Origin of the sequence: Burkholderia sp. 22PA0106, from assembly GCF_047497155.1 — a bacterium.
Lineage (GTDB): Bacteria > Pseudomonadota > Gammaproteobacteria > Burkholderiales > Burkholderiaceae > Burkholderia.
The window spans coordinates 77,495-104,195 of the sequence record NZ_CP163163.1; the positions used below are offsets into that span (position 1 = coordinate 77,495).

The following is a 26,701-nucleotide window of genomic DNA, read 5'->3' on the forward strand; positions in this document are numbered from 1 at the left end:
GAAACGATGTCATCCGAACTGACGCTGCCCGCACCGTACACGCCGCACGCCGGCCTGGTGCGCGCCTTCGAGGCGTGCCCGCTGGTGGCGATCCTGCGCGGCCTGACGCCGGCCGACGCGGTCGCGCACGGCACGGCGCTGGCGGAAGCCGGTTTCCGGCTGATCGAGGTGCCGCTCAATTCGCCCGATCCGTTCGCGAGCATCGCCGCGTTGCGCGCCGCGCTGCCGCCCGAGGTGCTGATCGGCGCGGGCACGGTGCTGCGTCCCGAATATGTCGACGAAGTGGCGCGCGCGGGCGGCGAGCTGATCGTGATGCCGCACGCCGACGCCGCCGTGATCGGCCGCGCCAAGACGCTCGGCCTGGCCAGCGCGCCCGGCGTGGCGACGCCGAGCGAGGCGTTCGCCGCGCTGCGCGCCGGCGCCGACGTGCTGAAGATGTTCCCGGCCGAGCAGCTCGGCCCGATCGCCGTGAAGGCCTGGCGCGCCGTGATCGACAAGCGCGTGCCGCTGGTGCCGGTCGGCGGCGTGACGCCCGACAACATGGGGCCGTACCTGGCGGCCGGCGCGAACGGCTTCGGCCTCGGCTCGGCGCTGTTCAAGCCGGGCCAGACCGCCGCCACCACTGCGCTGCACGCGCAGGCCTACGTGAAGGGCCTCGCGATCGCGCGCAGCGGAGCCGCGAGATGAACCGGCTGGCCGGCAAGACGGCGCTGGTGACGGGCGCGGGCCGGGGCATCGGCGCGGCGATCGCGCTGGCGTTCGCCCGCGAGGGCGCGGCCGTGACGATCGCCGAGCTGGACGAAGCCGCGGGCCGCGAGGCCGCCGCCGCGATCGCGCGCGAGGTGCCGCAGGCGCGCGTGCAGGCGGTGCGCACCGACGTGACCGACGCGGCGTCGGTGGCCGATGCGGTGGGCGCGGCCGAGCGTGAATTCGGCGCGCTCGACGTGCTGGTCAACAACGCGGGCGTCAACGTGTTCTGCGATCCGCTGACGATGCGCGACGAGGATTGGCGGCGCTGCTTCGCGGTCGATCTCGATGGGGTCTGGAACGGCTGCCGCGCGGTGCTGGCCGGCATGATCGAGCGTGGCCGCGGCAGCATCGTCAACGTGGCCTCGACGCACGCGTTCCAGATCATCCCGGGCTGCTTTCCGTACCCGGTCGCCAAGCACGGCGTGCTGGGCCTGACGCGCGCGCTCGGCATCGAATACGCGCCGCGCAACGTGCGCGTCAACGCGATCGCGCCCGGTTACGTCGAAACGCAATTGACGCACGACTGGTGGAACGCGCAGCCGGACCCGGTCAAGGCGCAGGCGGAAACGCTGGCTTTGCAGCCGATGAAGCGGATCGGCCGTCCCGACGAAGTGGCGATGACGGCGGTGTTCCTCGCCTCCGACGAGGCGCCGTTCATCAACGCCACCTGCATCACGATCGACGGCGGACGCACCGCGCTGTACCACGATTGAGGCCGGCGGCCCCGCGCGACGGGGCGGCAGGCGAGCCGGAAAGGCAGGATACCGAAAGACCGCAGCACGCGAAGGCCGCGCGTGTGCCGCGTCAAAAAATCAGGCGGCCGGAACCGATGTGGCATCAACAGGAGACGAAACACATGAAACGCAGAACCTTTGTCACGCTGGCCGCCGCTGCGGCCGTGCTGGCCGGCGGCGCCCCGTTCGCGCAGGCCGCGGACCCGGTGAAGATCGGCTTCCTCGTCAAGCAACCCGAGGAACCGTGGTTCCAGGACGAGTGGAAGTTCGCCGAAATGGCCGCGAAGGAGAAGGGCTTCACGCTGGTGAAGATCGGCGCGCCGTCGGGCGAGAAGGTCATGAGCGCGATCGACAACCTCTCGGCGCAGCAGGCGCAGGGCTTCATCATCTGCACGCCCGACGTCAAGCTCGGGCCGGGCATCGTCGCCAAGGCCAAGTCGCACAAGCTGAAGATGATGACGGTGGACGACCGCCTGGTGGACGGCAGCGGCAAGCCGATCGAATCGGTGCCGCACATGGGCATCTCGGCGTTCAACATCGGCAAGCAGGTCGGCGACGGCATCGCCGCCGAGATCAAGAAGCGCGGCTGGAACATGAACGAAGTCGGCGCGATCGACATCACCTACGAACAGCTCCCGACGGCGCACGACCGCACCGGCGGCGCGACCGAAGCGCTGGTTGCGGCGGGCTTCCCGAAGGCGAACATCATCGCGGCGCCGCAAGCCAAGACCGATACCGAGAACGCGTTCAACGCGGCCAACATCGCGCTGACCAAGAACCCGAAGTTCAAGCACTGGGTGGCGTACGGCCTCAACGACGAGGCGGTGCTCGGCGCGGTGCGCGCGGCCGAAGGGCGCGGCTTCAAGGCCGACAACATGATCGGCATCGGCATCGGCGGTTCGGATTCGGCACTCAGCGAGTTCAAGAAACCGCAGCCGACGGGCTTCTACGGCACCGTCATCATCAGCCCGAAGCGCCATGGCGAGGAAACCGCCGAGCTGATGTACGACTGGATCACGCAGAACAAGATGCCGCCGCTGCTGACGCTGACGACCGGCATGCTCGCGACGCGTGACAACGTCGAGAAGGTACGCACCGAGATGGGTCTCGCATCGAAGTAAGTCGAGGCGATCGAGGCGGGGGCGCGCCGGTCTGGCCGGCGCGCCTCGCGAAGCAGGAACGGGCGCCGCGCGAGGCGGCGGCCCGGTAACGACGAGTGGAGGCCAAGTGGCTGCGGTTCTGCGTTTCGACAATATCGGCAAGGTCTTCCCCGGCGTGCGGGCGCTCGACGGCATCTCGTTCGACGTGCACGCCGGGCAGGTCCATGGCCTCATGGGCGAGAACGGCGCGGGCAAGTCGACGCTGCTGAAGATCCTCGGCGGCGAGTATCAGCCCGATTCCGGCAGCGTGCTCGTCGACGACGAGCCGGTGAAATTCACGAGCGCGGCGGCGTCGATCGCGGCCGGCGTGGCGGTGATTCACCAGGAGCTGCAATACGTGCCCGATCTGACGGTGGCCGAGAACCTGATGCTCGGCCGGCTGCCGAACTCGCTCGGTTTCGTGCGCAAGCGCGACGCACGGCGCCACGTGCGCGAGCGGCTGGAGGCGATGGGCGTCGATCTCGACCCGGGCGCCAAGCTGCGCCGGCTGTCGATCGCGCAGCGCCAGATGGTGGAAATCTGCAAGGCGCTGATGCGCAACGCGCGCGTGATCGCGCTCGACGAACCGACCAGCTCGCTGTCGCACCGCGAGACCGAGGTGCTGTTCAAGCTGGTGGACGACCTGCGCGCCGACGGCCGCGCGCTGATCTACATCTCGCACCGCATGGACGAGATCTACCGGTTGTGCGACGCGTGCACGATCTTCCGCGACGGGCGGCGGATCGCTTCGCACCCGGTGCTGGCCGAGGTGACGCGCGACCAGATGGTCAGCCAGATGGTCGGCCGCGAAATCAACGACATCTATCACTACCGTCCGCGCCAACTCGGCGCGGTGCGGCTCGAGGCCGACCAGGTGGCGGGCGATGCGCTGAAGGCGCCGGCCAGCTTCTCGGTGCGGGCCGGCGAGATCGTCGGCTTCTTCGGCCTGGTGGGCGCGGGCCGCAGCGAGCTGATGCGGGTGATTTACGGCGCGGACCGCAAACGCGGCGGCGCACTGACGCTCGACGGCAAGCGCATCGAGATTCGCCGCACCGGCGACGCGATCCGCCACGGCATCGTGCTGTGCCCGGAAGACCGCAAGGAAGAGGGGATCGTCGCGATGGCGACGGTCGCCGAGAACATCAACATCAGCTGCCGCCGCCATTCGCTGCGCGCGGGGATGTTCCTGAACGGCCGCAAGGAAGCCGAAACGGCCGATCGTTTCATCAAGCTGCTGAAGATCAAGACGCCGAGCCGCCGCCAGAAGATCCGGTTCCTGTCGGGCGGCAACCAGCAGAAGGCGATTCTGTCGCGCTGGCTCGCCGAGCCGGACCTGAAGGTCGTGATTCTCGACGAGCCGACACGCGGCATCGACGTCGGCGCGAAGAACGAGATCTACCAGGTGATCTACGAGCTGGCCGAGCGCGGCTGCGCGATCGTGATGGTGTCGTCGGAATTGCCCGAGGTGCTGGGCGTGTCCGATCGCATCGTCGTGATGCGCGAGGGCCGGATCGCCGGCGAGCTGGCGCGCGCCGACGCGAACGAACAGGCGGTGCTCAGTCTGGCGCTGCCGCAGGGTCCGAGCGAGCAGGCCGCCTGACGGCGTGCGCGAGCGGACAGACGAACATGGAGACCGCGCGGCACACTCTTCGCCGCGCATCGTAGGGAGCAACACGATGGAAGCCAGAGAAAATATCGCGCAGGCCGCCGCCAAAAAAGCGGCCGAAGCCTTGATTCCGCAGAGCAACGACAAGCAGAAGTGGTGGCAGCAAGTCACCGACTACAGCCTGATCGTGATCTTCGCGGTGATGTTCATCACCATGTCGGTGACGGTCGATCACTTCTTCTCGATCGACAACATGCTGGGCCTCGCGCTGTCGATCTCGCAGATCGGCATGGTGGCCTGCACCATGATGTTCTGTCTCGCCTCGCGCGATTTCGACCTGTCGATCGGCTCGACCGTCGCGTTCTCGGGCGTGCTCTGCGCGATGGTGCTGAACGCCACCGACAACACCTTCATCGCGATCGTCGCGGCGGTGGTGGCCGGCGCGGCGATCGGCTTCGTCAACGGCGCGGTGATCGCCTACCTGCGCATCAACGCGCTGATCACCACGCTGGCCACCATGGAAATCGTGCGCGGCCTGGGCTTCATCGTCTCGCACGGGCAGGCGGTGGGCGTGTCGTCGGACACCTTCATCGCGCTCGGCGGCCTGGCGATGTTCGGCGTGTCGCTGCCGATCTGGGTCACGCTGCTGTGCTTCATCGTGTTCGGCGTGATGCTGAACCAGACGGTGTACGGCCGCAACACGCTGGCGATCGGCGGCAACCCGGAGGCGTCGCGCCTGGCCGGCATCAACGTCGAGCGCACGCGCGTGTGGATCTTCCTGATCCAGGGCGCGGTGACCGCGCTGGCCGGCGTGATCCTCGCCTCGCGCATCACCTCGGGCCAGCCGAACGCGGCCGAAGGCTTCGAACTGAACGTGATCTCGGCCTGCGTGCTCGGCGGCGTGTCGCTGCTCGGCGGGCGTGCCACGATCTCGGGCGTGGTGATCGGCGTGCTGATCATGGGCACGGTCGAGAACGTGATGAACCTGCTCAATATCGACGCGTTCTACCAGTACCTCGTGCGCGGCGCGATCCTGCTCGCCGCCGTGCTGCTCGACCAGTTGAAGAACCGCGGCACGCGCGACTGACGCGGCTTCAAGGATCAAGGACCACGCACCATGCAAACCCATCAGCCGATCGCCGCCGACGACGCACACGGCGCGCGCTTTCCGAGCCTGACCGACCGGGCGGTGTTGATCACGGGCGGCGCCACCGGCATCGGTGCCGCGTTCGTCGAGCACTTCGCGGCGCAGGGCGCGCGCGTCGGCTTTCTCGATCTCGACGCGCAGGCCGGCGTTGCGCTGGCCGAGCGGCTGTCCGACGCGCGCCATGCGCCGGCGTTCGTCGCGGCCGACCTGACCGACATCGACGCGCTGCGCCGCGCCATCGCCGAGCTGCGCACGCGCACCGGCCCGTTCGGCGTGCTGATCAACAACGCCGCCAACGACCGCCGCCACAGCATCGAGGACGTCACGCCCGAATCGTTCGACGCGGCCATCGCCGTGAACCTGCGCCATCAGTTCTTCGCCGCGCAGGCCGTGATCGACGACATGAAATCGCTCGGCGGCGGCGCGATCGTCAACCTCGGTTCGATCGGCTGGATGCTGAAGAACGGCGGCTACCCGATCTACGCCACTTCGAAGGCCGCGATCCAGGGGCTCACGCGCACGCTGGCGCGCGACCTCGGCCCGTTCCGGATTCGCGTCAATGCGCTGGTGCCGGGCTGGGTGATGACCGACAAGCAGCGCGCGCTGTGGCTCGACGACGCCGGGCGCGCGGCGATCAAGGCCGGGCAGTGCATCGGCGACGAGCTGCTGCCCGACGACGTGGCCCGCGCCGCGCTGTTCCTCGCGGCCGACGACAGCCGCATGATGACCGCCCAGGACGTCGTGATCGACGGCGGCTGGGCCTGACCCGGATTCGCGTGCCGCCCGCGCGGCGCTGACAGGAGACGAGCATGACGACATCGACCATGGGCAGTGCTTCTTCCTCGCCGGTGGGTTCGCCGGCTGCGGCCCGCGCGCGCCGCGCCCGGCTGGCGGCCGCCGCGCAGCCGGTCAGCCCCGGCCCGCAAACGGCCAGCGTCGCGCAGGGCGTGCTGTCGGCGGCCGACGCGGCGGTCACGCTCGCCACCGCCGAATTGCGGCTCGATGTGGTGCCGCACCTGGGCGGCGGCATCGCGCGCTTCGACTGGCGCGGCGACGGCGCGTCCACGCCGATCTTCCGCGGCTGCGAGCACGTCGAGGCGGCCACCGATCCGAACGCGCTCGGCTGCTATCCGCTGCTGCCGTATTCGAACCGGATCGGCGGCGGGCGCTTCGAGTGCGACGGACGCCGTGTCGAGGTGCCGCGCAACCGCGCGAGCGAACCGCTGCCGATTCACGGCGACGGCTGGCTGTCGCGCTGGCGCATCGACGAGGCGTCGGCCACCGAGCTGCATCTGTCGCTCGACCGTTGCGGTAGCGCGCCGTACGCCTATCGCGCGACGCAATCGTTCGTGCTCGACGGCCCCACGCTGTCGATCGCGCTGTCGATCGAGAACGCCGGCCGCGAGCCGCTGCCGTTCGGGCTCGGCGTGCATCCGTTCATCGTGCGCGACGACGCCACCGAGCTGGCCGCTTCGGCGGGCGGCCTGTGGCTGTCCGGCCCCGACTGGCTGCCGCGCCGGCATGTCGGCGTGCCGCCCGCCTGGCAGTTCGGCATCGCGTATCCGCTGCCGTCCACGCTCGTCAATCACGCGTTCACCGGCTGGGGCGGGCGCGCGACCGTGGCCTGGCCGTCGCGCGGGCTCAGCATGGCGATCGAATCGGACGCCGATTGCTACGTGCTCTACACGCCGCCCGGCGAGCGCTTCTTCTGCTTCGAGCCGGTCGATCACCCGATCAACGCGGTGAACCTGCCCGGCGGCGCCGAGGCGCACGGCATGACGCTGCTCGCACCGGGCGAACGGCTCGCGCGGCGCTTCCGCTTCACGGTCGAACGCGCCGACCCGCGCGCGGGCGCGGCGGCGCGCGGCGCCAGGGCGGCCGGCCGCTGACGCGGGTTCGGGCCGGGGCTCGGCCCGATTGCGGCGAGCGGCCGCGGCGCAGCGGGTAAAATACGCGGCATTTCTCACCCGATCCGCCGCGAACATGTCCGCTCCGCTGACCTTCATCGATACGCTGCGCGCCGCCTGGCAGCGCACCAACTCCCTGCTCTGCGTCGGTCTCGACCCCGAACCGACGCGTTTCCCCGCCCATCTGTCGAACCGCCCCGAAGCGATCTTCGATTTCTGCCGCGAGATCGTCGACGCGACCGCGCCCTACGCGAGCGCGTTCAAGCCGCAGATCGCCTACTTCGCCGCGCACCGCGCCGAAGATCAGCTCGAACGGCTGATCGCGCACATCCACCTGCAGCACCCGGGCCTCCCGGTGGTGCTCGACGCCAAGCGCGGCGACATCGGCAGCACCGCCGAGCAATACGCGCGCGAGGCGTTCGAGCGCTATCGCGCCGACGCCGTGACGGTGAATCCGTACATGGGCTACGACTCGATCGAGCCGTATCTGGCCTACGAGGACAAGGGCGTGGTGGTGCTGTGCCGCACCTCGAACCCGGGCGGCTCGGATCTGCAGTTCCTCGAAACCGGCGGCCGTCCGCTCTATCAGGTGGTGGCCGAGCTGGCCGCCACCAAATGGAACGCGAAGACGGGCCAACTGGCGCTGGTGGTCGGCGCGACGTTCCCGAAGGAGATCGAGATCGTGCGCGGCCTCGTCGGCGACATGCCGCTGCTGATCCCCGGCGTGGGCGCGCAGGGCGGCGACGTGCAGGCGACGGTGTCGGCCGGCCGCACGGCCGATGGCGGCGGCATGATGATCAACTCGTCGCGCGCGATCCTCTACGCGAGCAACGGCGAGGACTTCACCGAAGCCGCAGCGCGCGCCGCGCAGGCCACGCGCGACGCGATCAACGCGCATCGCTGATCGCTCCGCCGCTCGCGTCACGGTAAGCGGCAATCGAAGCAGCAATAAAAAAGCGCCCGAGGCAGCGATGCCCGGGCGCTTTTTTCTTAGGATCGGCGACGGTTCAGCGCTCGCGTTCGTCGAGCAGTTTGAGCAGCCCGCGCAGCGCGTGCACGGCGGCCTGCACGCGGATCTGTTCGCGATCGCCGCGAAACACGCGCGTTTCGACCTCGGTATGCAGCCGGTTGCTCCAGCCGAACGAGACGGTGCCCACCGGCTTGTGCTCGGAGCCGCCGCCGGGGCCGGCGATGCCCGTGACCGACAGCGCCACCTGCGCGCGGCTGTTGCGCAACGCGCCCTCGGCCATCGCGCGCGCCACCGGTTCGCTGACCGCGCCGTGCTTCTCGATCAGCTCCGGCGGCACGCCGATCATCTCGCTCTTGGCCTGGTTCGAATACGTGACGAAGCCGCGCTCGAACCAGCCGCTGCTGCCGGAAATATCGGTGACGGCGGTGGCGATCATGCCGCCGGTGCAGGATTCGGCGGTCGCGAGCATCAGGTGCTCGTCGCGCAGCTTGTTGCCGGCGCGGATCGCGAGCTGGTGGACGACGGAATCGGTCGGCATGCGTGCGGTATCAGCGAGAAGTGGAAAACAGGGCCTGCCCCATCGCGATCACGAACAGCGTCACGAAGGCGGCCGGCAGATCGTCGGCCATGATGCCAAAACCACCTTTCAAACGGCGGTCGAAATGGCGGACCGGCGGCGGTTTGACGCTGTCGACGAGACGAAACAGCACGAACGCGCCGAGTTGCTGCGCGAAGCCGGCCGGCGTCACGAGCCACATCACGAGCCAGACTGCGACGATGCGATCCCAGACGATCGCGCGCGGCTTCACGTCCGGCTTTGCGTCCGGCTTTGCGCCGCCGAGCGCGCGGGCCGTGAAGCCGGTGGCGGCCACGCCCAGCGCGAAGCCGGCCGCGATCAGCGCGGCCCAGCCGGCGTCGCCCAGGTACGGCGCCAGCGCGACGAAGCTGATCCAGCCGAACAGCGAGCCGATCAGGCCCGGAGCGAGCGGGGCGAGGCCGCTGCCGAAGCCGAGCGATAGCAGATGCAGCGGGTGCGAGCGCATGAACGGTGCGCTCGCGCGGCGCGGTTGCGGGCGGGTGTCGTCGTGAATCTCGTGGATGTCGTGGATGTCGTGGAATGCGGCGGAGGCCGCGCCGGGTTCGATGCGTTCGGTGCGCGCGGTGGCCGCGGGCTCCGGCTCGGGTTCGCGCTCCCGGGCGGCCGGAATCAGGGGCAGGGCGTCGGGGCGGCTGTCGTCGGGCCGCGGCGCCGGATCATTGATCGTCATGGAAGTGATCGAAACCGTGCAGGGTCAGCGAAAGCGGCGCGCCCTGGCCGTCGCGCCAGCGGATCGCGGGCGTTTCTCCGGCGGCGAGCGCGCGGATCTCGCCGATCCGCGTGACCGGCACGCCGGCTGTTTCGCCGGCTGCCAGCACGGCCTTGCGTGCCGTGACCGGGGCCGTGAAGCAGAGTTCGTAATCGTCGCCGCCGGCCAGCGTGCAGGTGCGCTGCACGGCGCTCGGCAGCGTGGCGAGCGCGGCCGAGCGCGGCACCGCGTCCGCGTCGATCTCGGCGGCGACCTGCGAGCGTTCGAGGATGTGGCGCAGATCGCCGGCCAGGCCGTCGGACACGTCGAGCGCCGCATGCGCGATGCCGGCCAGCGCCAGCCCGAGCGCGACGCGCGGCTCCGGCCATTCGAGCGCGCGGCGGAACGTGGCGATTTCCGCGTCGCCTGCCGGCCATTCGCCGCGTACGACGCCGAGCCCGGCGCGTGCGTCGCCGAGCGTGCCCGATACCCACACGTCGTCGCCGTCGCGCGCCGCGTCGCGGCGCAGCACGCGGTCGGGCGCGACGTCGCCGAACACCGTCACGCACAGGTTCAGCGGGCCGCTCGTGGTGTCGCCGCCCACCAGCTCGCAGCCGTGGCGATCGGCGATCTCGAACAGGCCGTCCGAGAACGCGTCGAGCCAGTCGGCGTCGGCGCGCGGCAGCGCGAACGCCAGCGTGAACGCACGCGGCTGCGCGCCCATCGCGGCGAGATCCGAGAGATTGACGGCCAGGGTTTTATGGCCGAGCGCGCGCGGCGGCACGTCGGGGAAGAAATGGCGGCCTTCGACCAGCATGTCCGTCGAAATCGCCATCATCGTGTCCGGGTTGGGCGCGAGCAGCGCGCAATCGTCGCCGATGCCGAGCACGGTGTGCGCACCGTGCCGCCGTGCGCGGCGCGTGAAATAGCGATCGATCAACGAGAATTCGGACAGGGCAGAGGCGGCCACGGCAGGCGGTTCCGGCGAGCAGACGAAGGGCGGCCATTGTAAGGCTGCGCGGCCCCGTTACGTGCATTCCGGTCAGGGCTGTTGTAGCCGGCGCGACAAATTGCGGGGCGGGGATTGGCGCTACAATGTGCCTCGAACAGATATTCTAATTCCGCCCTTCTTCCAGCTCCCATGTCCACCAAACCCTCCTCGAAAGCCGATCTCCGCGCAGCCGCCCTCGATTACCACGAATTTCCGACGCCGGGCAAAATCGCCGTCCAGCCGACCAAGCAGATGATCAATCAGCGCGATCTCGCGCTGGCCTATTCGCCGGGCGTCGCGTTCGCCTGCGAAGAGATCGTCGAGAACCCGCTGAATGCCGCGCGCTTCACGTCGCGCAGCAACCTGGTGGGCGTCGTCACCAACGGCACCGCGGTGCTCGGCCTCGGCAACATCGGCCCGCTCGCCTCGAAGCCCGTGATGGAAGGCAAGGCGGCGTTGTTCAAGAAGTTCGCCGGCATCGACGTGTTCGACATCGAGCTGAACGAATCCGATCCGCACAAGCTGGTCGACGTGATCACCGCGCTCGAGCCCACCTTCGGCGGCATCAACCTCGAAGACATCAAGGCGCCGGATTGCTTCATCGTCGAACGCGAATGCCGCAAGCGCATGAAGATCCCGGTGTTCCACGACGACCAGCACGGCACGGCGATCGTGGTGGCGGCCGCCGTCACGAACGGCCTGAAGGTGGTCGGCAAGGACATCAAGAAGATCAAGCTGGTCGCGTCGGGCGCGGGCGCGGCGGCGCTGGCCTGCCTGGACCTGCTGGTCGACATCGGCCTGCCGCTCGAAAACATCATCGTCACCGACCTGGCCGGCGTGGTGTACAAGGGCCGCACCGAGCTGATGGACCCGGACAAGGAGCGCTTCGCGCAGGAAACCGAAGCACGCACGCTGGCCGACGTGATCGCCGGCGCGGATGTGTTCCTCGGCCTGTCGGCCGCCGGCGTGCTGAAGCAGGAGATGGTCAAGGGCATGGCGGATCGCCCGCTGATCCTCGCGCTCGCCAACCCGAACCCGGAAATCATGCCGGAAGCCGCGCATGAAGTGCGTCCGGACGCGATCCTCGCGACGGGCCGCACCGATTACCCGAACCAGGTCAACAACGTTCTCTGCTTCCCGTTCATCTTCCGCGGCGCGCTCGACGTCGGTGCGACCACCATCACGCGCGAGATGGAAATTGCCGCCGTGAACGCGATCGCCGGCCTGGCGCAGCAGGAACAGAGCGACATCGTCGCCACCGCCTACGGCATCGAAGATCTCTCGTTCGGCCCCGAATACCTGATCCCGAAGCCGTTCGACCCGCGCCTGATCGTGACGATCGCGCCGGCGGTGGCCAAGGCGGCCATGGAAGGCGGTGTCGCGACCCGTCCGATCGAGGACATGGACGCCTACGTCCAGCATCTGCAGCAGTTCGTCTACCACAGCGGCAACACCATGAAGCCGGTGTTCCAGCTCGCACGCAGCGCGCCGGAAGACAAGAAGCGCGTAGTGTTCGCCGAGGGCGAGGAAGAGCGCGTGCTGCGCGCCGTGCAGATCCTGGTCGACGAAAAGGTGGCCAAGCCGATCCTGATCGGTCGCCCGCAGGTGATCGAAAACCGCATCAAGCGCTTCGGCCTGCGCATCACGCCAGGCGTCGATTTCACGATCGTCAACACCGAGCACGACGAGCGCTACCGCGATTTCTGGCAAACCTATTACCAACTGATGGCGCGCAAGGGCATGGGCCATCAGCTCGCCAAGCTCGAAATGCGCCGCCGCACCACGCTGATCGGCGCGATGCTGGTCAAGAAGGGCGAAGCCGACGGCATGATCTGCGGCACGATCAGCACCACGCACCGCCATCTGCACTTCGTCGATCAGGTGATCGGCAAGCGCGAGGGTTGCAGCGTGTATGCGGCAATGAACGGCCTGGTGCTGCCGGGCCGTCAGATCTTCATCGTCGATACGCACGTCAACGTCGATCCGACCCCGGAGCAACTGGCCGAGATCACGATGATGGCAGCCGAGGAAGTGCGCCGGTTCGGCATCGAGCCGAAGGTCGCGCTGCTGTCGCATTCGAACTTCGGCACGAGCAACGCACCGACTGCGATCAAGATGCGCGACACGCTGGCGATCCTCAAGGAACGCGCACCGGGCCTCGAAGTGGACGGTGAAATGCACGGCGACGTGGCGCTCGACGCCGCGCTGCGCAAGGAAATCCTGCCTGATTCGACGCTGGAAGGCGACGCGAACCTGCTGGTGATGCCGAACATCGACGCGGCCAATATCGCCTACAACATGCTGAAGACGGCGGCCGGCAACAACATCGCGATCGGCCCGATCCTGCTGGGCGCGGCCCAACCGGTTCACGTGCTGACCGAGTCGGCCACGGTGCGCCGCATCGTCAACATGGCGGCACTGCTGGTGGCGGACGTCAACGCACGCTAACTCGGCGCCGAGCGCAAGCCGCCTTCGCGGCTGCGCCTGCAAGTCAATCCGCGGTCGCCACGGCGTCCGCGCATCGCCCGGCCTTCAAACGCCGGGCGATTTTCTTTTAACGGCGGGGTTCTTCGTCGATCGGGCGCGAATCGGAAACGGAAAAGCGGCGTGCCTCATTGCAAGGCACGCCGTCGGGCATGGCAGAACGCGTTTACCCAAGATCGAACAACAGCATCGCCGGGCCGCCGGTAGCTGGCGAGAAGGCAAGTCTCGTCAGCCGATGCTGTTGGTAAAATATTATCTCGATCAAGATAAAAAAGTATTGATCTAGATACAATGCTGCGCTAAATGTGTCAAATAGCCGCAAATGGGGCTTTCAATTCCAGGTCGAACATTGATTCCGCCCGCCATTAGCGCTACGCTTACGCCTTTCCTGGTCGTCAACTTGTTGATTTAACAGCGGGAACCCCGGTTCATGGCACGCAAGTGGCTCCGCAACGGCGCGCTCGCGTCCGTTTTCGCGCTTATCGCACTGGGTACTGCCGGCTTGCCGGTGGGCAGTTCGATGCCTTCCGCGATTTCCACCGTCGAAGCACGGGAGATGCCGGATGGCGCGGCGGTCGGCACGGTGCCGGCCTCTGCCTTGCCGCGCGAAGCTGTCGCGACGCTCGGGCTGATTGCGTCGGGCGGCCCTTATCCGTACTCGAAAGATGGCGTCGTGTTCGGCAACTTCGAGCGCATCCTGCCGAAGCAACGGCGCGGCTATTACCACGAGTACACGGTGCCAACGCCTCGCGCGCGCAATCGCGGCGCGAAGCGCATCGTCTGCGGCGGCCCGCTGCGCCGGATCGACAACTGTTTTTACAGCGACGACCACTACACCAGTTTTAAACGTATTGTTGAATGATCTCGGGATAATCGGCATGAGCGACATTACCTACGCGCACGATACGTCGGCGGCGGCGGAGCTGTTCGCGGCCGGCGACGGCAACCTGTTCCAGCGCGTGATGCAGCTGCACGAGGCCGCGCTGGGCGGCGGAGCGCCGGAATCACAGCCGGTCTGCCCGGAGCTTTCATCGACCGAGGAGCCTATGAGTCTTTTCGCGACCGTGCGACCCAATCTCGTGCAGTCGATTCGCGCATTCCGTGTTCACGATCTCGCCGATGAGGCCGCTCGTCTCGGCGAGCATTTCCTGTTCGCGTATTGCGGCATGGCGCAGTCGAAGCAGGAGGTGCTCGAAACGATCGCGACGTCGTTCCTGTTCCCGAAGCATTTCGGCAAGAACTACGACGCGCTGTACGACTGCCTGACCGATCTGGTGAGCAAGGCCGGCGATCAGCCCGGTTTCGTGATCGTGCTGGAAGCGTTGCCGATCGCCCAGAAGTTCGACAAGGAAGGCCGCGAGACGCTGCTGGACGTGTTCCGTGAGGCCGCCGAGTTCTGGGCCGAGCGTGGCGTGGCGTTCCGCGTGTTTTACTCGTTCGCGTAAGCGGGCGCCGTTATTCCCGTCGTGCCGAATGCACCGGTCATGCCGGTGAGCACCGCGTCGCATGTGTGCGCGCGTGCCTGTCAGCCGAAAGCCCGCCTGGTGCGGGCTTTTTTGCGTCGATGGCCGGCGTGCTTCGGCCCGCATTTCGCATGTCGGCTGCAATGGCCGACCGCTCGCGCCATCCCACCTTGCCCGAGGGCCTGATTCCGATGATCGCCATCCGAGCCTCGCGCGCCGTCGCCGCGCTCCGAACCGTGTGCCGTCTCGCGCCGTGCCTGGTGGCCGGCGCGTTTGCAGTGGCCGCGCACGCCGCATCCACGGTGCCGCCTTCACCGACACAAAGCACCGATCTGCTGCTGGGCTTGTTCGTGAACGGCGATCTGTCCAAGGGCCAGCAATATAACGACGCGATGCGCGGCGTCAGCGGCGGCGCGCAGCAGGTCGATCTCGAAACCTATGCGACGCTGCGCGCCCAGAACCCGCGGCTGCTGGCCGAGCGGATCACCGAGACGATGCCCGAAGCCCGCCGCGAGGCGATGGCCGAGCCGCTGCGGCGCCTGTTGAGCGCGGTCGCGGATGCGATCGGCCGCTCGCGCTGCCGCACCATGGGCGAGACGCGCGAGCTCGATCCCGCGAACGACGAGCAGTGGATCGCGAAGGTCGGCTACACGTGCGAAATCGCCAATCTGGCGCCTGTCATGGAGCGGCTGCGCGTGACGCTGCCGCGCCAGCAGATCACCTCGGAAAAGGCGGCCGAGGCCGCCGCCGTGAACCGGATGTCGCGGCTGGCGGACATGATTCCGTCAGCGCCGATCGAGCTGCCGGTATCGGGCACGCTCGAATTGCAGGGCAGCGACATGACCGGCTGGCGCGCGCCGGCGGCGGGCGACATGATCGACGTGGTGTCGCGGCCGATCCTCGATGCGGTCGGGATTCCGGCCGAGATGAAGGGGCAGTGAGCCGGGAAGTAAAGCCGGCCGAAGCGCCGGCCCGCTTTACCAGCCGCCCCAGCGCGCGGCGAGCGCCGCAAGCATCGCCATGCCGGCCGTCTCGGTGCGCAGCACGCGCGCGCCGAGCACGATCGCTTGGAACCCGGCCTCGCGTGCGGCGTCTTCCTCGGCCGGCGAGAGCCCGCCTTCCGGCCCGATCAGCAGCGTGACGCCGCCGGCCGGCGCCGTTGCCGGCAACGCGTCGAACGCGATGCTCGCGCGCGGCGACAGCATCAGCCGCAATGCATCGCCTGGCGCAGGCGGCAGCGCCGCGAGCCAGCCGTTGAAATCGGCGATGTTCGCCACCGTTGGCAGCCGGTTGCGGCCGCATTGCTCGCACGACGCACGCACCACACCTTGCCAGTGCGAGACGCGCTTCTCGGCGCGCTCGCCCGACAGCCGCACCACGCCGCGCGCGGTGGACAGCGGCGCGACCGCCGCCACGCCCAGCTCCACGGCCTTCTCGATCAGCCAATCCATCTTGTCGCCGCCAGCGATGCCTTGCGCGAGCGTGACGCGGTAAGGCGTTTCCACTTCGCGCGCGTCGAACGCGACGGTGCGCACGATGGCCGTGCGCTTGCCGACCTCGATCAGCTCGGCGCGATGCTGGCCGCCGGTGCCGTCGAACAGCGTGAGCGCATCGCCGGCTTCGAGCCGCAGCACCTGCACATGGCGCGCGACCTCGGCCGGCAGCGTGACATGGGTGTCGGCCGCGAGCGGAACATCGACAAAAAAGCGCGGAATCGACGACGTACTGCTGCCGCTCATGACGCAATCCGGCACGCGAGCGCCCAGCGATAACCGTCGAGATCCTCGACCTGCGCGAAGCGGTCGCCCCAGAACTGGTCGCACGGTTCGGTCAGCGATTTCGCGCCGGCGTCGAGGGCGCGGCGGTGGACGGCATCGACGTCGTCCACGTACAGATAGAACGATTGCGGCGCCATGGCGTCCGCGCTGCGCGGCGTGCGCGCGGTCGAGCCGAATGCGCCCTCGGGCGCGAACATCACGATCAGCTGGCCGTGGTAGCTCATCTCGACGTGCATGATCGCGCCGTCTTCGTCGATCAATTCACGCTTTTCGAACCCGAATGCGTTGGCATAAAACGCGATCGATGCCTGGGCGTTGCGAACGGTCAGATAGGGCGTCAACCACGGCACGTTGGCCGGACGTGGGTCGGTCATCGAACAAGCTCCTGCGGGATGGGGGACGATAGCGCCAATTCAGCGGCGTAGGCCGAGTGTATCGCGCAGCGTGCGGCGCAGGGTGAACAGGGCGGGATGCAACTCGGCATCGTAGAAGCGCAAGCCGCCGATACCGCGTGCGGCCAGCCGCTCGTCGATGTCATGGGCGAACAGCGCGCCCGCGTCGAGCGTGTCGCTGGCCACCGCCATCAACCATTCGCCGCCGTACAGAGGCACCGGCGCGGCCAGCGGCGCGACCACCGCGAAGCTGGCGCGCAGTTCGGCCACCAGCGCGGCGATCCGTTCGATGTGGAAACCCGGCGCGCCGAGGTGCATCGACAGCGCCGCGCACGGCGTCAGCAGGCGCTTGAGCCGGGCGAGGAAGGCGCGCGTGTAGAGGCCGGCGGCCGGCGAATCGGGCGGCGTCAGATCGAATACGACGAGGTCGAAATGCCCGGGCGCGTGCTCGACGTAGTGCGCCGCGTCGCCGATCACGAGTTCGACGCGCGGGTCGTCGAACGCGCCGCCGTGGACTTCGCCGAGATGGCGGCGCGCCATGGCGACCACCGCCGCGTCGAGTTCGGCGATCACGATCCGCTCGATCGACGGGTGCTTGAGCAACTGGCGCGCGGCGCCGCCGTCGCCGCCGCCGAGCACCAGCGCGCGACGCGGCCGCGGATGAGCCAGCGCGGCCGGGTGGGTCATGCACTCGTGATAGACGAATTCGTCGCCGGTCGAGGTCATCGGCTGGCCGTCGAGCGTGAACAGCCGGCCGAGCTGCGGCGTGTCCCAGACCTCGATGCGCTGATGCGGCGAGGCGAGCGATTCGAGCCGGCGCGCGTCCGGGAAGCCGTAGGTCGCGTCGGGGGACGGGTGGAAGAACAGCGTGGTGCTCACGGGCGGCGGCAGGGGCGGGGGATGCGGTGAATTATAGGAGGCGGCCGGTGCGTGGGGCGGCAAATCGTAATGTGTAGCGCGGCGATGGCGCGATACCGCACTGCCCGAGGCGCCGCGCCTGCGGGACGGTCCCGTGGCGTGGCCGTCGGGGGCGGATTCGTCGGTCGCCGATGTGGTGCCGGGATGCGATCGAAACAGGGCCAAAGCGATATCGATATGACCCCGAGCCACCGTCGATTCCGCCCCGGCTCGGCCCCGAACCCGGCGCACCGGGCATGCCGCCGCCCGCTGCGCCCCGAACTCCGTTTTCACCGGGGCGCGAACCGGGTCATCTGTTAAAATGACTGGCTTTGCAGCCTCCCGTCCGATTGCTCGTCCGCTTCGCGTCCTGATGGCGCCGCATCGCGCGCCGGGGTCGGCTGGCCCGCGAGCTTCCGGACATGCCGTGCCCTGTTTTTCTCGACTCGTTCTCCGGACTCGACATGACGACCTCGTCTCCCGCCAATACCTCCCTGATGGCCAACGCGATCCGTGCGCTCGCGATGGATGCCGTGCAGCAAGCCAATTCCGGCCACCCCGGCATGCCGATGGGCATGGCTGAAATCGGCGTCGCGCTGTGGTCGCGCCACCTGCGCCACAACCCGGTGAATCCGCATTGGGCCGATCGCGACCGCTTCGTGCTGTCGAACGGCCATGGCTCGATGCTGCTGTACTCGCTGCTGCATCTGACCGGCTACGACCTGCCGATCGAAGAACTGAAGAACTTCCGCCAACTGCATTCCAAGACGCCGGGCCACCCGGAATACGGCATCACGGCCGGCGTCGAAACGACCACCGGCCCGCTCGGCCAGGGTCTGGCGAACGCGGTCGGCATGGCGCTCGGCGAAGCGCTGCTCGCGGCCGAGTTCAACAAGGCCGACGCGAAGATCGTCGATCACCACACCTACGTGTTCCTCGGCGACGGCTGCCTGATGGAAGGCATCTCGCACGAGGCCTGCTCGCTGGCCGGCACGCTGAAGCTGAACAAGCTGATCGCGCTGTACGACGACAACGGCATCTCGATCGACGGCGACGTCGTGCACTGGTTCCACGACAACACCCCGAAGCGCTTCGAAGCCTACGGCTGGAACGTGATCCCGAGCGTGGACGGCCATGATGTCGATGCAGTCGACGCCGCCATCGCCCAGGCCAAGCAATCGGACAAGCCCACGCTGATCTGCTGCAAGACGGTGATCGGCAAGGGCGCTGCCACCAAGGCCGGCGGCCACGACGTGCACGGCGCGGCGCTCGGCGCCGAGGAAATCGCCAAGACGCGCGCGGCGCTGGGCTGGACCTGGGAGCCGTTCGTGATTCCGCAGGAAGTCTATGCGGCATGGGACGGCAAGCCGGCCGGCGCGAAGTTCGAAAGCGAATGGCAAGGCGCGTTCGACGCCTACCGCGCGAAGTACCCGGCCGAAGCCGCCGAATTCGAGCGCCGCTCGGCCAACAAGCTGCCGGCCGACTGGGCCGAGAAGGCCGCCGCGATCGTCGCCGCCGCCAACGAGCGCGCCGAAACGGTCGCCACCCGCAAGGCATCGCAGCAAACCATCGAAGGCCTGGCCGCGGCGCTGCCCGAACTGCTCGGCGGTTCGGCCGACCTGACCGGCTCGAACCTGACCAACTGGAAGGCCTCGAAGCCGGTGCGCGCCGGCGAGCACGGCATCCAGTGGGGCAACCACATCAACTACGGCGTGCGCGAATTCGGCATGAGCGCCGCGATCAACGGCCTGGTCGTGCACGGCGGCTACAAGCCGTTCGGCGGCACGTTCCTGACCTTCTCCGACTACAGCCGCAATGCGCTGCGCGTCGCCGCGCTGATGAAGGCGCCGTCGATCTTCGTGTTCACGCACGATTCGATCGGCCTCGGCGAAGACGGCCCGACCCACCAGTCGATCGAGCACGTCTCCAGCCTGCGCCTGATCCCGCATCTGGACGTCTGGCGTCCGGCCGACACGGTCGAAACGGCCGTGGCCTGGACCGAATCGATTGCCGCGCAACGTCCGTCGTGCCTGATCTTCAGCCGTCAGAACCTGCAATTCAACACCCGCAGCGAAGCGCAGATCGCCAACGTCGCCAAGGGCGGCTACGTGCTGCGCGACTGGCAGGAAGACATCGTCGCCCGCAAGATCATCCTGATCGCCACAGGTTCCGAGGTCGAGCTGGCCATGAAGGCGATCGAGCCGCTGGCGCAGCAAGGCATCGCGGCGCGCGTCGTGTCGATGCCGGCCACCACCGTGTTCGACCGCCAGGACGCCGAGTACCGCGAGCGCGTGCTGCCGGCCGGCGTGCGCCGCGTGGCGATCGAAGCGGGCGTGACCGATTTCTGGCGCAAGTACGTCGGGCTCGAAGGCGGCGTGGTCGGCATCGATTCGTTCGGCGAATCGGCCCCGGCCGGCGAGCTGTTCAAGTACTTCGGCTTCACCGTCGAGAACATCGTCGAGACGGCCAAGCGCGTGCTTGCCTGAGCATCGAATATTCAGGCGTCGGCCGGGTTTCCCCAAGCCAGGCCGGCGCCGTCGTGAAGCTGCACGTATCGAATTTTTTCAGCCATCAGGAGATAGACCATGACGATTCGCGTCGCAATCAACGGCTACGGCCGTATCGGCCGCAACACGCTGCGCGCTTTCTATGAAAACGGCAAGAAGCACGACATCGAGATCGTGGCGATCAACGACCTCGGCGATGCCAAGACCAACGCCCACCTGACGCAATACGACACGGCACACGGCCGCTTCCCGGGCGAAGTGTCGGTGGACGGCGATTACCTGATCGTCAACGGCGACCGCATCCGCGTGCTGGCCAACCGCAACCCGGCCGAACTGCCGTGGGGCGAGCTGGGCGTCGACATCGTGTTCGAGTGCACCGGCTTCTTCACCACCAAGGAAAAGGCCAGTGCCCACCTGAAGGGTGGCGCGAAGAAGGTCATCATCTCGGCGCCGGGCGGCAAGGACGTCGACGCGACGATCGTCTACGGCGTGAACCACAACGTGCTGAAGGCCGAGCACACCGTGATCTCGAACGCATCGTGCACGACCAACTGCCTGGCCCCGCTGGTCAAGCCGCTGAACGACAAGATCGGCCTCGAAAACGGCCTGATGACGACGATTCACGCCTACACGAACGACCAGGTGCTGACCGACGTCTATCACGAAGATCTGCGCCGCGCGCGTTCGGCCACCCACAGCCAGATCCCGACCAAGACGGGCGCTGCCTCGGCGGTCGGCCTGGTGCTGCCGGAACTGAACGGCAAGCTCGACGGCTACGCCATCCGCGTCCCGACCATCAACGTGTCGATCGTCGACCTGTCGTTCATCGCCAAGCGCGACACGACGGTCGAGGAAGTTAACGCGATCATGAAGGAAGCCTCGGAAGGCGCGCTGAAGGGCGTGCTGGCCTATAACGACGCACCGCTGGTGTCGGTCGACTTCAACCACAACCCGGCTTCGTCGTCGTTCGATTCGACGCTGACGAAGGTGTCGGGCCGTCTCGTGAAGGTGTCGAGCTGGTACGACAACGAGTGGGGCTTCTCGAACCGCATGCTGGACACGGCCGTGGCATTCGCCAACGCCAAGTAAGCCGGCTGCGGTCGCCGGCCCTGGTGGTTCGGGCTGGCGGCAGTATCTCGAAACCCGCCGTCGCGCCTCGTGCGCGGCGGCGGGTTTCGTTTTGGAGCGGGAAAAAGGACGGGCGGCAGCCTCAGCCGCGCGGCGTCGGGAAGAACACGCCGGCGCGTTGCGCGGCGCTTTCGATGTGCGTTTCGATCGCGCGGCCCGCGGCGGCGGAATCGCGGGCGATCAGCGCGTCGAGGATCGCGCGGTGCTCGTGCCAGGTCGACAGCATCAGCTCGCGCCGGTAGAACGGCATGCGCTGGCTTTCCTTCATGATGTCGGCGCTGTTGCGCAGCACCGATTCGATCGCGGCATTGCCGGCCAGCCCGAGGATCCGCATGTGGAACTCGAAATCGAGTTGCGCCGCGTCGTCGAGCGTGTTTTCGGTCAGCGCCACGTGCAGCGCGGCGAGGTTTTCCTCGAACCAGGCGAGGTCGGCATCGCTCACCGCCAGCGCGGCCATGCGCGCCGCGAAGCCTTCCAGCGCATAGCGCATCTGATAGGTATCGGGTGGCGACGATTGCGCCGCGAAGCGCCACGGATGGCCGGCGGCGGCCTGCGCGCGTTCGACGTAGACACCCTTGCCGGGCCGGATCGTCAGCATGCCGAGCGCTTCGAGCGTGGACAGCGCTTCGCGCAGCGAGGCGCGGCTGATCTCCAGTTCCTCGGAAAGCTGGCGCTGCGCCGGCAGCAGGCTGCCGACGGGGTAGGCGCCGGTTTCGATGCGGGCCTGGATCGTCGCCACGGCGGCGTCGGTAACGGTATGGGGAACGTTCTTCATGACTACACGGGGGCCGGTCAGACCGGCATTGTAATCCGGCCCGACTGCACGCGCCGTGCCGTTCGACCGGGTATCGACGATCGGGTAATCCCTGTTTTTGACACGGTTGACGCCGCCATATCGGCTTCCTACACTCCGTCATAACTTAACTGGTATGACCAGTATGAACAGTTGGTCCACAACAACCGTGGTGACGGGAGGTGCGATGTCGAGATTCCTGAATTCCCTGTTCGGACGCGTGGTGATCGCGCTCGTGATCGGCGTCGTGCTCGGTGCGGCGTTTCCGCATCTGGCGCAATCGCTGCGGCCGCTCGGCGACGGCTTCCTCAAGCTGATCAAGATGGTGATCGGGCCGATCGTGTTCTGCGTGGTGGTCGGCGGCATCGCCAACGCGGGTGACCTGAAGAAGGTCGGGCGGGTGGGCGTGAAGGCGATCGTCTACTTCGAGCTGATGACCACGCTGGCGCTCGGCATCGGGCTGGTGCTGGCCGTGGTGACGCGCCCCGGCGCGGGCATGAACGTCGATCTGCACTCGCTCGATCCGGCCTCGCTGGCCGAATACGCGAAGAACGCGCAGAGCCTCAAGGACACCGCCGGCTACCTGATGAAGATCATCCCCGACACGGCGTTCGACGCGTTCGCGAAGGGCGACATCCTGCAGATCCTGGTGTTCGCGGTGCTGTTCGGCTCGGCGCTGTCGCTGCTCGGCGAGCGTGCCAGCCGCCTGAACGGCCTGATCGACGAGTTCTCGCAGGTGTGCTTTCGCGTGATGGGTTTCATCATCAAGCTCGCGCCGCTCGGCGTGCTCGGTGCGATCGCGTTCACCACCGGCAAGTACGGCGTCGCCTCGCTCGAACAGCTCGGGCTGCTGGTGGCGGTGTTCTACGTGAGTTGCGCGCTGTTCGTCGCGGTGGTGCTCGGCGCGGTCATGCGGCTGGCCGGCTTCAACGTGTTCAAGCTGATCCGCTATCTGCGCGAGGAACTGACCATCGTGCTCGGCACCGCCTCGTCGGACGCCGTGCTGCCGCAGGTCATGCGCAAGCTCGAATTCATGGGCGTCAAGGATTCGACCGTGGGCCTGGTGATCCCGACCGGCTATTCGTTCAACCTCGACGGCTTCTCGATCTACCTGACGCTCGCCGTGCTGTTCATCGCGCAGGCCACCAATACGCCGTTGTCGGCGCACGACCTGATCGTGGTGCTGCTGGTGTCGCTGATCACGTCGAAGGGCGCGCATGGCATTCCCGGCTCGGCGATCGTGATCCTGGCCGCGACGCTGTCGGCGATTCCGGCGATCCCCGTGCTCGGCCTGGTGCTGATCCTGCCGGTGGACTGGTTCGTCGGCATCGCGCGCGCCGCCACCAACCTGATCGGCAACTGCGTGGCGACGGTGGTGGTGGCGGTGTGGGAGCACGACATCGATATCGCCCGCGCGCGCCGCGTGCTGAACCGCGAGCTGCAGTACGTGCCGGCCGGCGACGAAGCGGCCGAGGCCGGCGATGCCGTGGCGGGCGGCCGCCACGCCCATTCGCACTGACACCCCATTTCCTCGCCTTTCCCCTTTTTCGGCTCGGCGCGCGGCGCCGGGCCTGTTCCCCGACAGGAGACATCATGGCTGCACCGATCCTCGATCCCGACGCACCGGCCTTCACGCGCCGCTACATGAATCTCGCCGATCCGCGGCTCGGCGCGAAGGCGCTGGTGGCCAGCGACGAGTTCTTCGCGCCCAAGGAGCGCATGCTCGATCCGGAGCCGTCCGTGTTCATTCCCGGCAAGTACGACGACCACGGCAAATGGATGGACGGCTGGGAAACGCGCCGCAAGCGCACCGCCGGCCACGACTGGTGCATCGTGAAGCTGGCGCGGCCCGGCGTCGTGCACGGTGTCGATCTCGACACGAGCCATTTCACCGGCAACTTCCCGCCGGCCGCGTCGATCGAGGCGTGCAGCGCCGAAGGCGAACTGCCGCCCGAGCATGCCGACTGGCAGGCGCTGGTGCCGGCCACCACGCTGCAGGGCAACCGCCATCATTACCTCGCCGTGGACGCCGCGCGCACCGTCACGCACCTGCGCGTCAATCTCTACCCGGACGGCGGGCTGGCGCGCCTGCGCGTGTACGGCCAGCCGCTGCGCGACTGGAGCCGCGCGACGGCCGGCGAGCTGGTCGATCTGGCCGCGACCGAGAACGGCGCGTATCTGGTGGCCGCGAACAACCAGCACTTCGGCGCGGCCTCGCAGATGCTGATGCCGGGGCGCGGCGTGAACATGGGCGACGGCTGGGAAACGAGGCGCCGCCGCGAGCCGGGCAACGACTGGGCGATCGTCGCGCTGGCGCGGCCGGGCATCATTCGCCGCGTCGAGGTGGATACCGCGCACTTCAAGGGCAATTTCCCGGATCGCTGCTCGCTGCAGGCCGCGCGCGTGGCGGGCGGCACTGACGATTCGCTGGTCACGCAGGCGATGTTCTGGCCGGAACTGCTCGGCGAGCAATCGCTGTCGATGGATCACGTCCATGTGTTCGAGAGCGGGCTGGCCGCGCTCGGCCCGGTCACGCATGTGCGCTTCAACATCTTCCCGGACGGCGGCGTGTCGCGCCTGCGCCTCTGGGGCGAGCTGGCCTGAACGGAGGGCAATCATGAATGCGCCACTGGCACCGCTGCCGCTGCAACTGGAGCCGCTCACGCGCGAGGCGTTCGCGCCGTTCGGCGACGTGATCGAACTCGACGGCGCGCGGCACTTCCCGATCAACGGCGGTACCACCGAGCGCTTCCACGATCTGGCGACGGTCGACGTCGGCACGGCGGGCGGGCGGCCGCTCGTCAACCTGTTTCGCGGGCAGCCGCACCCCTGGCCGATCGCGATCGCGATGATGGAGCGGCATCCGCTCGGCAGCCAGGCATTCGTGCCGCTCGCCACGGCGGGGCGCTACGTGGTGGTGGTCGCGCCGGCCGGCGAACTCGACCCGTCGAAGCTGCGCGCATTTCTCGTCGAGGGCTGGCGCGGCGTCAATTACGCGAAGGGGGTGTGGCACCACCCGTTGCTCGCGCTCGATACGGTCAGCGATTTCGTGGTGGTCGATCGCGGCGGCAACGGCGAACACAACTGCGACGAACGGGCGCTGGAGTTGCCGCGCGTGCTGCTGGCGCCATGATGGAGTGAGGCGATTTGCCGCATGCGGTATTTGCCTGACAAATGCCGCATGCGGCTTTTCGGAGCGGAAACGATTCGGCCCGGCCGGGCTTGCGCCCGCCGGGCCGAATCGTTTGCGTGTGAACTGCCGGCGTTCAGTGCTTGCGGTGCGGGCAGTCTTCCGTGGTGCAGGAGCCGTACATGGCCAGCGAATGCTCTTGCAGCTTGAAGCCGCGATCCTTGGCGATGGCTTGCTGACGGCTTTCGATTTCGGCGTCGAAGAATTCCTCGACACGGCCGCAATCGAGGCAGACCAGGTGATCGTGGTGCGAACCTTCGTTCAGCTCGAACACCGCCTTGCCCGATTCGAAGTTGCTGCGCGACAGCAGGCCGGCTTGTTCGAACTGCGTCAGCACGCGGTAAACAGTAGCCAGACCGATGTCGAGCTGCTCGTGCAGCAGGTTGCGGTAGACATCTTCGGCGGTCAAATGGCGCACTTCGCTTTGCTGGAAGATTTCGAGAATCTTGAGGCGAGGTAGGGTGGCCTTGAGCCCGATATTTTTCAGCTCGGTCGGATTGGTCATGGCTAGGCATCCCTAGAGTACAATGCAGGGTTCCAATAGTACCGGCTTTTCGCCCTGTCAGTCACCTGTGAACCGCGTCCCCGACCGGCCCAGGCTGGCAGGTGGACAAGTTTCCCGTATCCCGTTCGCAACTTCAGAGGACCCGCATGCGGAGTGCCATCACTGCTGCCGTCGCTGTCGCCGTCGTCACGCTGGCAGGCTGTTCGTCTTATGACAGCGTCTCGCAACGAATCGCGCAGAGCATCACGCCTTACCGCATCACGGTTGTCCAGGGGAACTTCGTTTCCGAGGAAAAGGCTTCGCAATTGCAGGTCGGCATGTCGCGCGACCAGGTCCGCGCGCTGCTCGGCACGCCGCTGCTGGCCGATTTGTTCCACGCGGATCGCTGGGATTACCTGTTCTACTTCAAGCGCGGCTCGACCTCGATCGTCCAGCAGCGCGACCTCATCGTGAATTTCCAGGGCGACCGTGTCGCGAGCTGGTCGGGTGGCGAGAACCTGCCGTCCGAACTCGATCTGCTGGCCGACATCGACGGCGATCGTCGCAGCAAGAAGCAGGCGAAGGCCGCAGCCGCCGCCCGCGCCGCGGCGGCATCGGCCGCTGCCGCATCGGCACCGGTGGCAGCCGCCAGCGCGCCCGACATGGCGCCCGCCGCCACGCCGGCTGTCGCGCCGCCGGCTTCGGCCAGCACGGTCGGCCAGTCCGACGCGAATTCCGAAGCGGCCCGCGCAGCGAACCGCGCCACCGCGCAGGTTCCGAATCAGGGCACGCAAGGCCGCCGTTTCTCGCCTTCGTCGCAAACGGCACCGTCCGCCCCGACCCCGGGCGGCCTGCCGCCCGGCGCAAGCCCGGCGATCCAGCCGCAGTTCCAGTTCCATCGCCCGCCGGCTCCGGTCGCGCCGAGCGACGGCACGCAGCCGGTCGGCCCGCGCAGCACCGACAATCTGCCGAACCAGCCGCTGACCTCGCCGCCGGCCGACATTTCGGCGCCGCCGAGCAACTGATCCGGCAGGATCTCCCGACGGGCGGCTTCG

The 26,701-nt window shown here is 67.9% G+C and carries 26 protein-coding genes; 18 read left to right on the forward strand and 8 right to left on the reverse strand.

What is annotated here, in order from left to right; all coding sequences use genetic code 11:
* Positions 1-6: 6 nt before the first annotated feature.
* The 8 genes from AB4850_RS15290 (at position 7) to pyrF (ending at position 8,187) form a co-directional block, all read left to right on the forward strand.
* Positions 7-687: a 2-dehydro-3-deoxy-6-phosphogalactonate aldolase gene (locus AB4850_RS15290; RefSeq protein ID WP_414443879.1), complete on the forward strand. Its 681-nt coding sequence runs from the start codon at positions 7-9 to the stop codon at positions 685-687.
* On the forward strand, positions 684-1,463 hold the full coding sequence (locus AB4850_RS15295; protein ID WP_414443880.1) for an SDR family oxidoreductase: 780 nt from the start codon (positions 684-686) through the stop codon (positions 1,461-1,463). Before AB4850_RS15290 ends, AB4850_RS15295 begins: the two co-directional genes overlap by 4 nt.
* Before the next feature lie 143 nt (positions 1,464-1,606).
* On the forward strand, positions 1,607-2,605 hold the full coding sequence (locus AB4850_RS15300; protein WP_414443881.1) for an arabinose ABC transporter substrate-binding protein: 999 nt from the start codon (positions 1,607-1,609) through the stop codon (positions 2,603-2,605).
* A gap of 106 nt (positions 2,606-2,711) precedes the next feature.
* Positions 2,712-4,223, forward strand: coding sequence for an L-arabinose ABC transporter ATP-binding protein AraG (gene araG / locus AB4850_RS15305; RefSeq protein ID WP_414443882.1), 1,512 nt, complete (start codon positions 2,712-2,714; stop codon positions 4,221-4,223).
* 76 nt (positions 4,224-4,299) lie between these two features.
* Positions 4,300-5,316 carry an L-arabinose ABC transporter permease AraH gene (araH, locus tag AB4850_RS15310; RefSeq protein WP_414443883.1) on the forward strand — a complete coding sequence of 339 codons (1,017 nt, stop codon included), beginning with the start codon at positions 4,300-4,302 and terminating at the stop codon, positions 5,314-5,316.
* A 30-nt stretch (positions 5,317-5,346) separates the two neighbouring features.
* On the forward strand, positions 5,347-6,141 hold the full coding sequence (locus tag AB4850_RS15315) for an SDR family NAD(P)-dependent oxidoreductase (RefSeq protein ID WP_414443884.1): 795 nt from the start codon (positions 5,347-5,349) through the stop codon (positions 6,139-6,141).
* Positions 6,142-6,200: 59 nt separating this feature from the next.
* Positions 6,201-7,265, forward strand: a complete 1,065-nt coding sequence (locus AB4850_RS15320) for an aldose 1-epimerase (RefSeq protein WP_414445526.1) — start codon at positions 6,201-6,203, stop codon at positions 7,263-7,265.
* A 94-nt stretch (positions 7,266-7,359) separates the two neighbouring features.
* Positions 7,360-8,187 carry an orotidine-5'-phosphate decarboxylase gene (gene pyrF, locus AB4850_RS15325; protein ID WP_414443885.1) on the forward strand — a complete coding sequence of 276 codons (828 nt, stop codon included), beginning with the start codon at positions 7,360-7,362 and terminating at the stop codon, positions 8,185-8,187.
* 103 nt (positions 8,188-8,290) lie between these two features.
* Here the strand turns inward: pyrF and AB4850_RS15330 are convergent, their stop codons facing one another.
* The 3 genes from AB4850_RS15330 to thiL are packed head-to-tail and all read right to left on the reverse strand — an operon-like array spanning position 8,291 to position 10,509.
* On the reverse strand, positions 8,291-8,791 hold the full coding sequence (locus AB4850_RS15330) for a CinA family protein (protein ID WP_414443886.1): 501 nt from the start codon (positions 8,789-8,791) through the stop codon (positions 8,291-8,293).
* Between the two features lie 10 nt (positions 8,792-8,801).
* Positions 8,802-9,521 (reverse strand): phosphatidylglycerophosphatase A, encoded by a 720-nt coding sequence (locus AB4850_RS15335; protein ID WP_414443887.1) that lies wholly within the window; start codon positions 9,519-9,521, stop codon positions 8,802-8,804.
* A complete protein-coding gene (thiL, locus tag AB4850_RS15340) occupies positions 9,508-10,509 on the reverse strand; it encodes a thiamine-phosphate kinase (RefSeq protein WP_414443888.1) in 1,002 nt (333 codons plus the stop codon). The genes AB4850_RS15335 and thiL overlap by 14 nt, the downstream gene beginning before the upstream one ends.
* Positions 10,510-10,680: 171 nt before the next feature.
* Between thiL and AB4850_RS15345 the strand changes: the two genes are divergently transcribed.
* The 4 genes from AB4850_RS15345 to AB4850_RS15360 all read left to right on the forward strand — a co-directional run bounded on the left by AB4850_RS15345 (position 10,681) and on the right by AB4850_RS15360 (position 15,418).
* A complete protein-coding gene (locus tag AB4850_RS15345; RefSeq protein WP_414443889.1) occupies positions 10,681-12,978 on the forward strand; it encodes an NADP-dependent malic enzyme in 2,298 nt (765 codons plus the stop codon).
* 466 nt (positions 12,979-13,444) lie between these two features.
* Positions 13,445-13,876 (forward strand): ribonuclease, encoded by a 432-nt coding sequence (locus AB4850_RS15350; RefSeq protein ID WP_414443890.1) that lies wholly within the window; start codon positions 13,445-13,447, stop codon positions 13,874-13,876.
* Between the two features lie 16 nt (positions 13,877-13,892).
* A complete protein-coding gene (locus AB4850_RS15355) occupies positions 13,893-14,459 on the forward strand; it encodes a barstar family protein (protein WP_414443891.1) in 567 nt (188 codons plus the stop codon).
* Positions 14,460-14,608: 149 nt separating this feature from the next.
* The gene (locus AB4850_RS15360) at positions 14,609-15,418 is read left to right on the forward strand and encodes a hypothetical protein (RefSeq protein ID WP_414443892.1); all 810 of its coding nucleotides are present in this window, start codon (positions 14,609-14,611) and stop codon (positions 15,416-15,418) included.
* Positions 15,419-15,454: 36 nt separating this feature from the next.
* On the opposite strand, the gene AB4850_RS15365 is transcribed toward AB4850_RS15360, so the two are convergent.
* The 3 genes from AB4850_RS15365 to speE are packed head-to-tail and all read right to left on the reverse strand — an operon-like array spanning position 15,455 to position 17,526.
* Positions 15,455-16,216: a 16S rRNA (uracil(1498)-N(3))-methyltransferase gene (locus tag AB4850_RS15365; protein WP_414443893.1), complete on the reverse strand. Its 762-nt coding sequence runs from the start codon at positions 16,214-16,216 to the stop codon at positions 15,455-15,457.
* Entirely contained in the window at positions 16,213-16,629 is a 417-nt protein-coding gene (locus AB4850_RS15370) for a VOC family protein (protein ID WP_414443894.1), read from the reverse strand. Before AB4850_RS15370 ends, AB4850_RS15365 begins: the two co-directional genes overlap by 4 nt.
* A 39-nt stretch (positions 16,630-16,668) precedes the next feature.
* Positions 16,669-17,526 (reverse strand): polyamine aminopropyltransferase, encoded by an 858-nt coding sequence (gene speE, locus AB4850_RS15375; RefSeq protein WP_414443895.1) that lies wholly within the window; start codon positions 17,524-17,526, stop codon positions 16,669-16,671.
* Positions 17,527-18,008: 482 nt separating this feature from the next.
* Between speE and tkt the strand changes: the two genes are divergently transcribed.
* Both tkt and gap read left to right on the forward strand, forming a co-directional pair.
* Positions 18,009-20,030, forward strand: coding sequence for a transketolase (gene tkt, locus AB4850_RS15380; RefSeq protein ID WP_414443896.1), 2,022 nt, complete (start codon positions 18,009-18,011; stop codon positions 20,028-20,030).
* A 99-nt stretch (positions 20,031-20,129) separates the two neighbouring features.
* Positions 20,130-21,140, forward strand: coding sequence for a type I glyceraldehyde-3-phosphate dehydrogenase (gene gap / locus AB4850_RS15385; RefSeq protein WP_414443897.1), 1,011 nt, complete (start codon positions 20,130-20,132; stop codon positions 21,138-21,140).
* Between the two features lie 121 nt (positions 21,141-21,261).
* Here the strand turns inward: gap and AB4850_RS15390 are convergent, their stop codons facing one another.
* Positions 21,262-21,954, reverse strand: coding sequence for a FadR/GntR family transcriptional regulator (locus AB4850_RS15390; protein ID WP_414443898.1), 693 nt, complete (start codon positions 21,952-21,954; stop codon positions 21,262-21,264).
* A gap of 205 nt (positions 21,955-22,159) precedes the next feature.
* Here AB4850_RS15390 and AB4850_RS15395 point away from each other — a divergent pair, with 205 nt between their 5' ends.
* The 3 genes from AB4850_RS15395 (at position 22,160) to AB4850_RS15405 (ending at position 25,105) form a co-directional block, all read left to right on the forward strand.
* Positions 22,160-23,491: a C4-dicarboxylate transporter DctA gene (locus AB4850_RS15395; protein ID WP_414443899.1), complete on the forward strand. Its 1,332-nt coding sequence runs from the start codon at positions 22,160-22,162 to the stop codon at positions 23,489-23,491.
* 74 nt (positions 23,492-23,565) lie between these two features.
* Positions 23,566-24,576: an allantoicase gene (gene alc, locus AB4850_RS15400; RefSeq protein WP_414443900.1), complete on the forward strand. Its 1,011-nt coding sequence runs from the start codon at positions 23,566-23,568 to the stop codon at positions 24,574-24,576.
* Between the two features lie 13 nt (positions 24,577-24,589).
* Entirely contained in the window at positions 24,590-25,105 is a 516-nt protein-coding gene (locus AB4850_RS15405; protein ID WP_414443901.1) for an ureidoglycolate lyase, read from the forward strand.
* A 133-nt stretch (positions 25,106-25,238) separates the two neighbouring features.
* On the opposite strand, the gene fur is transcribed toward AB4850_RS15405, so the two are convergent.
* The gene (fur, locus tag AB4850_RS15410) at positions 25,239-25,667 is read right to left on the reverse strand and encodes a ferric iron uptake transcriptional regulator (RefSeq protein ID WP_414443902.1); all 429 of its coding nucleotides are present in this window, start codon (positions 25,665-25,667) and stop codon (positions 25,239-25,241) included.
* A 146-nt stretch (positions 25,668-25,813) separates the two neighbouring features.
* Here fur and bamE point away from each other — a divergent pair, with 146 nt between their 5' ends.
* Complete coding sequence (gene bamE / locus AB4850_RS15415) at positions 25,814-26,671, forward strand: outer membrane protein assembly factor BamE (RefSeq protein ID WP_414443903.1); 858 nt, start codon at positions 25,814-25,816, stop codon at positions 26,669-26,671.
* The last annotated feature ends 30 nt before the right edge of the window (positions 26,672-26,701 follow it).

Bases quoted from the DNA above. Each gene is read 5' to 3' on its own strand.
- pyrF (WP_414443885.1), top strand. From the start codon at position 7,360: ATGTCCGCTCCGCTGACCTTCATCGATACGCTGCGCGCCGCCTGGCAG.
- fur (WP_414443902.1), bottom strand. From the start codon at position 25,667: ATGACCAATCCGACCGAGCTGAAAAATATCGGGCTCAAGGCCACCCTA.
- AB4850_RS15330 (WP_414443886.1), bottom strand. From the start codon at position 8,791: ATGCCGACCGATTCCGTCGTCCACCAGCTCGCGATCCGCGCCGGCAAC.
- gap (WP_414443897.1), top strand. From the start codon at position 20,130: ATGACGATTCGCGTCGCAATCAACGGCTACGGCCGTATCGGCCGCAAC.
- AB4850_RS15370 (WP_414443894.1), bottom strand. From the start codon at position 16,629: ATGACCGACCCACGTCCGGCCAACGTGCCGTGGTTGACGCCCTATCTG.
- AB4850_RS15395 (WP_414443899.1), top strand. From the start codon at position 22,160: ATGTCGAGATTCCTGAATTCCCTGTTCGGACGCGTGGTGATCGCGCTC.
- AB4850_RS15295 (WP_414443880.1), top strand. From the start codon at position 684: ATGAACCGGCTGGCCGGCAAGACGGCGCTGGTGACGGGCGCGGGCCGG.
- AB4850_RS15290 (WP_414443879.1), top strand. From the start codon at position 7: ATGTCATCCGAACTGACGCTGCCCGCACCGTACACGCCGCACGCCGGC.
- AB4850_RS15345 (WP_414443889.1), top strand. From the start codon at position 10,681: ATGTCCACCAAACCCTCCTCGAAAGCCGATCTCCGCGCAGCCGCCCTC.
- AB4850_RS15405 (WP_414443901.1), top strand. From the start codon at position 24,590: ATGAATGCGCCACTGGCACCGCTGCCGCTGCAACTGGAGCCGCTCACG.
- AB4850_RS15335 (WP_414443887.1), bottom strand. From the start codon at position 9,521: ATGACGATCAATGATCCGGCGCCGCGGCCCGACGACAGCCGCCCCGAC.
- AB4850_RS15350 (WP_414443890.1), top strand. From the start codon at position 13,445: ATGGCACGCAAGTGGCTCCGCAACGGCGCGCTCGCGTCCGTTTTCGCG.
- AB4850_RS15365 (WP_414443893.1), bottom strand. From the start codon at position 16,216: ATGAGCGGCAGCAGTACGTCGTCGATTCCGCGCTTTTTTGTCGATGTT.
- AB4850_RS15360 (WP_414443892.1), top strand. From the start codon at position 14,609: ATGTCGGCTGCAATGGCCGACCGCTCGCGCCATCCCACCTTGCCCGAG.
- AB4850_RS15315 (WP_414443884.1), top strand. From the start codon at position 5,347: ATGCAAACCCATCAGCCGATCGCCGCCGACGACGCACACGGCGCGCGC.
- araH (WP_414443883.1), top strand. From the start codon at position 4,300: ATGGAAGCCAGAGAAAATATCGCGCAGGCCGCCGCCAAAAAAGCGGCC.
- AB4850_RS15300 (WP_414443881.1), top strand. From the start codon at position 1,607: ATGAAACGCAGAACCTTTGTCACGCTGGCCGCCGCTGCGGCCGTGCTG.
- tkt (WP_414443896.1), top strand. From the start codon at position 18,009: ATGACGACCTCGTCTCCCGCCAATACCTCCCTGATGGCCAACGCGATC.
- AB4850_RS15355 (WP_414443891.1), top strand. From the start codon at position 13,893: ATGAGCGACATTACCTACGCGCACGATACGTCGGCGGCGGCGGAGCTG.
- AB4850_RS15320 (WP_414445526.1), top strand. From the start codon at position 6,201: ATGGGCAGTGCTTCTTCCTCGCCGGTGGGTTCGCCGGCTGCGGCCCGC.
- bamE (WP_414443903.1), top strand. From the start codon at position 25,814: ATGCGGAGTGCCATCACTGCTGCCGTCGCTGTCGCCGTCGTCACGCTG.
- alc (WP_414443900.1), top strand. From the start codon at position 23,566: ATGGCTGCACCGATCCTCGATCCCGACGCACCGGCCTTCACGCGCCGC.
- AB4850_RS15390 (WP_414443898.1), bottom strand. From the start codon at position 21,954: ATGAAGAACGTTCCCCATACCGTTACCGACGCCGCCGTGGCGACGATC.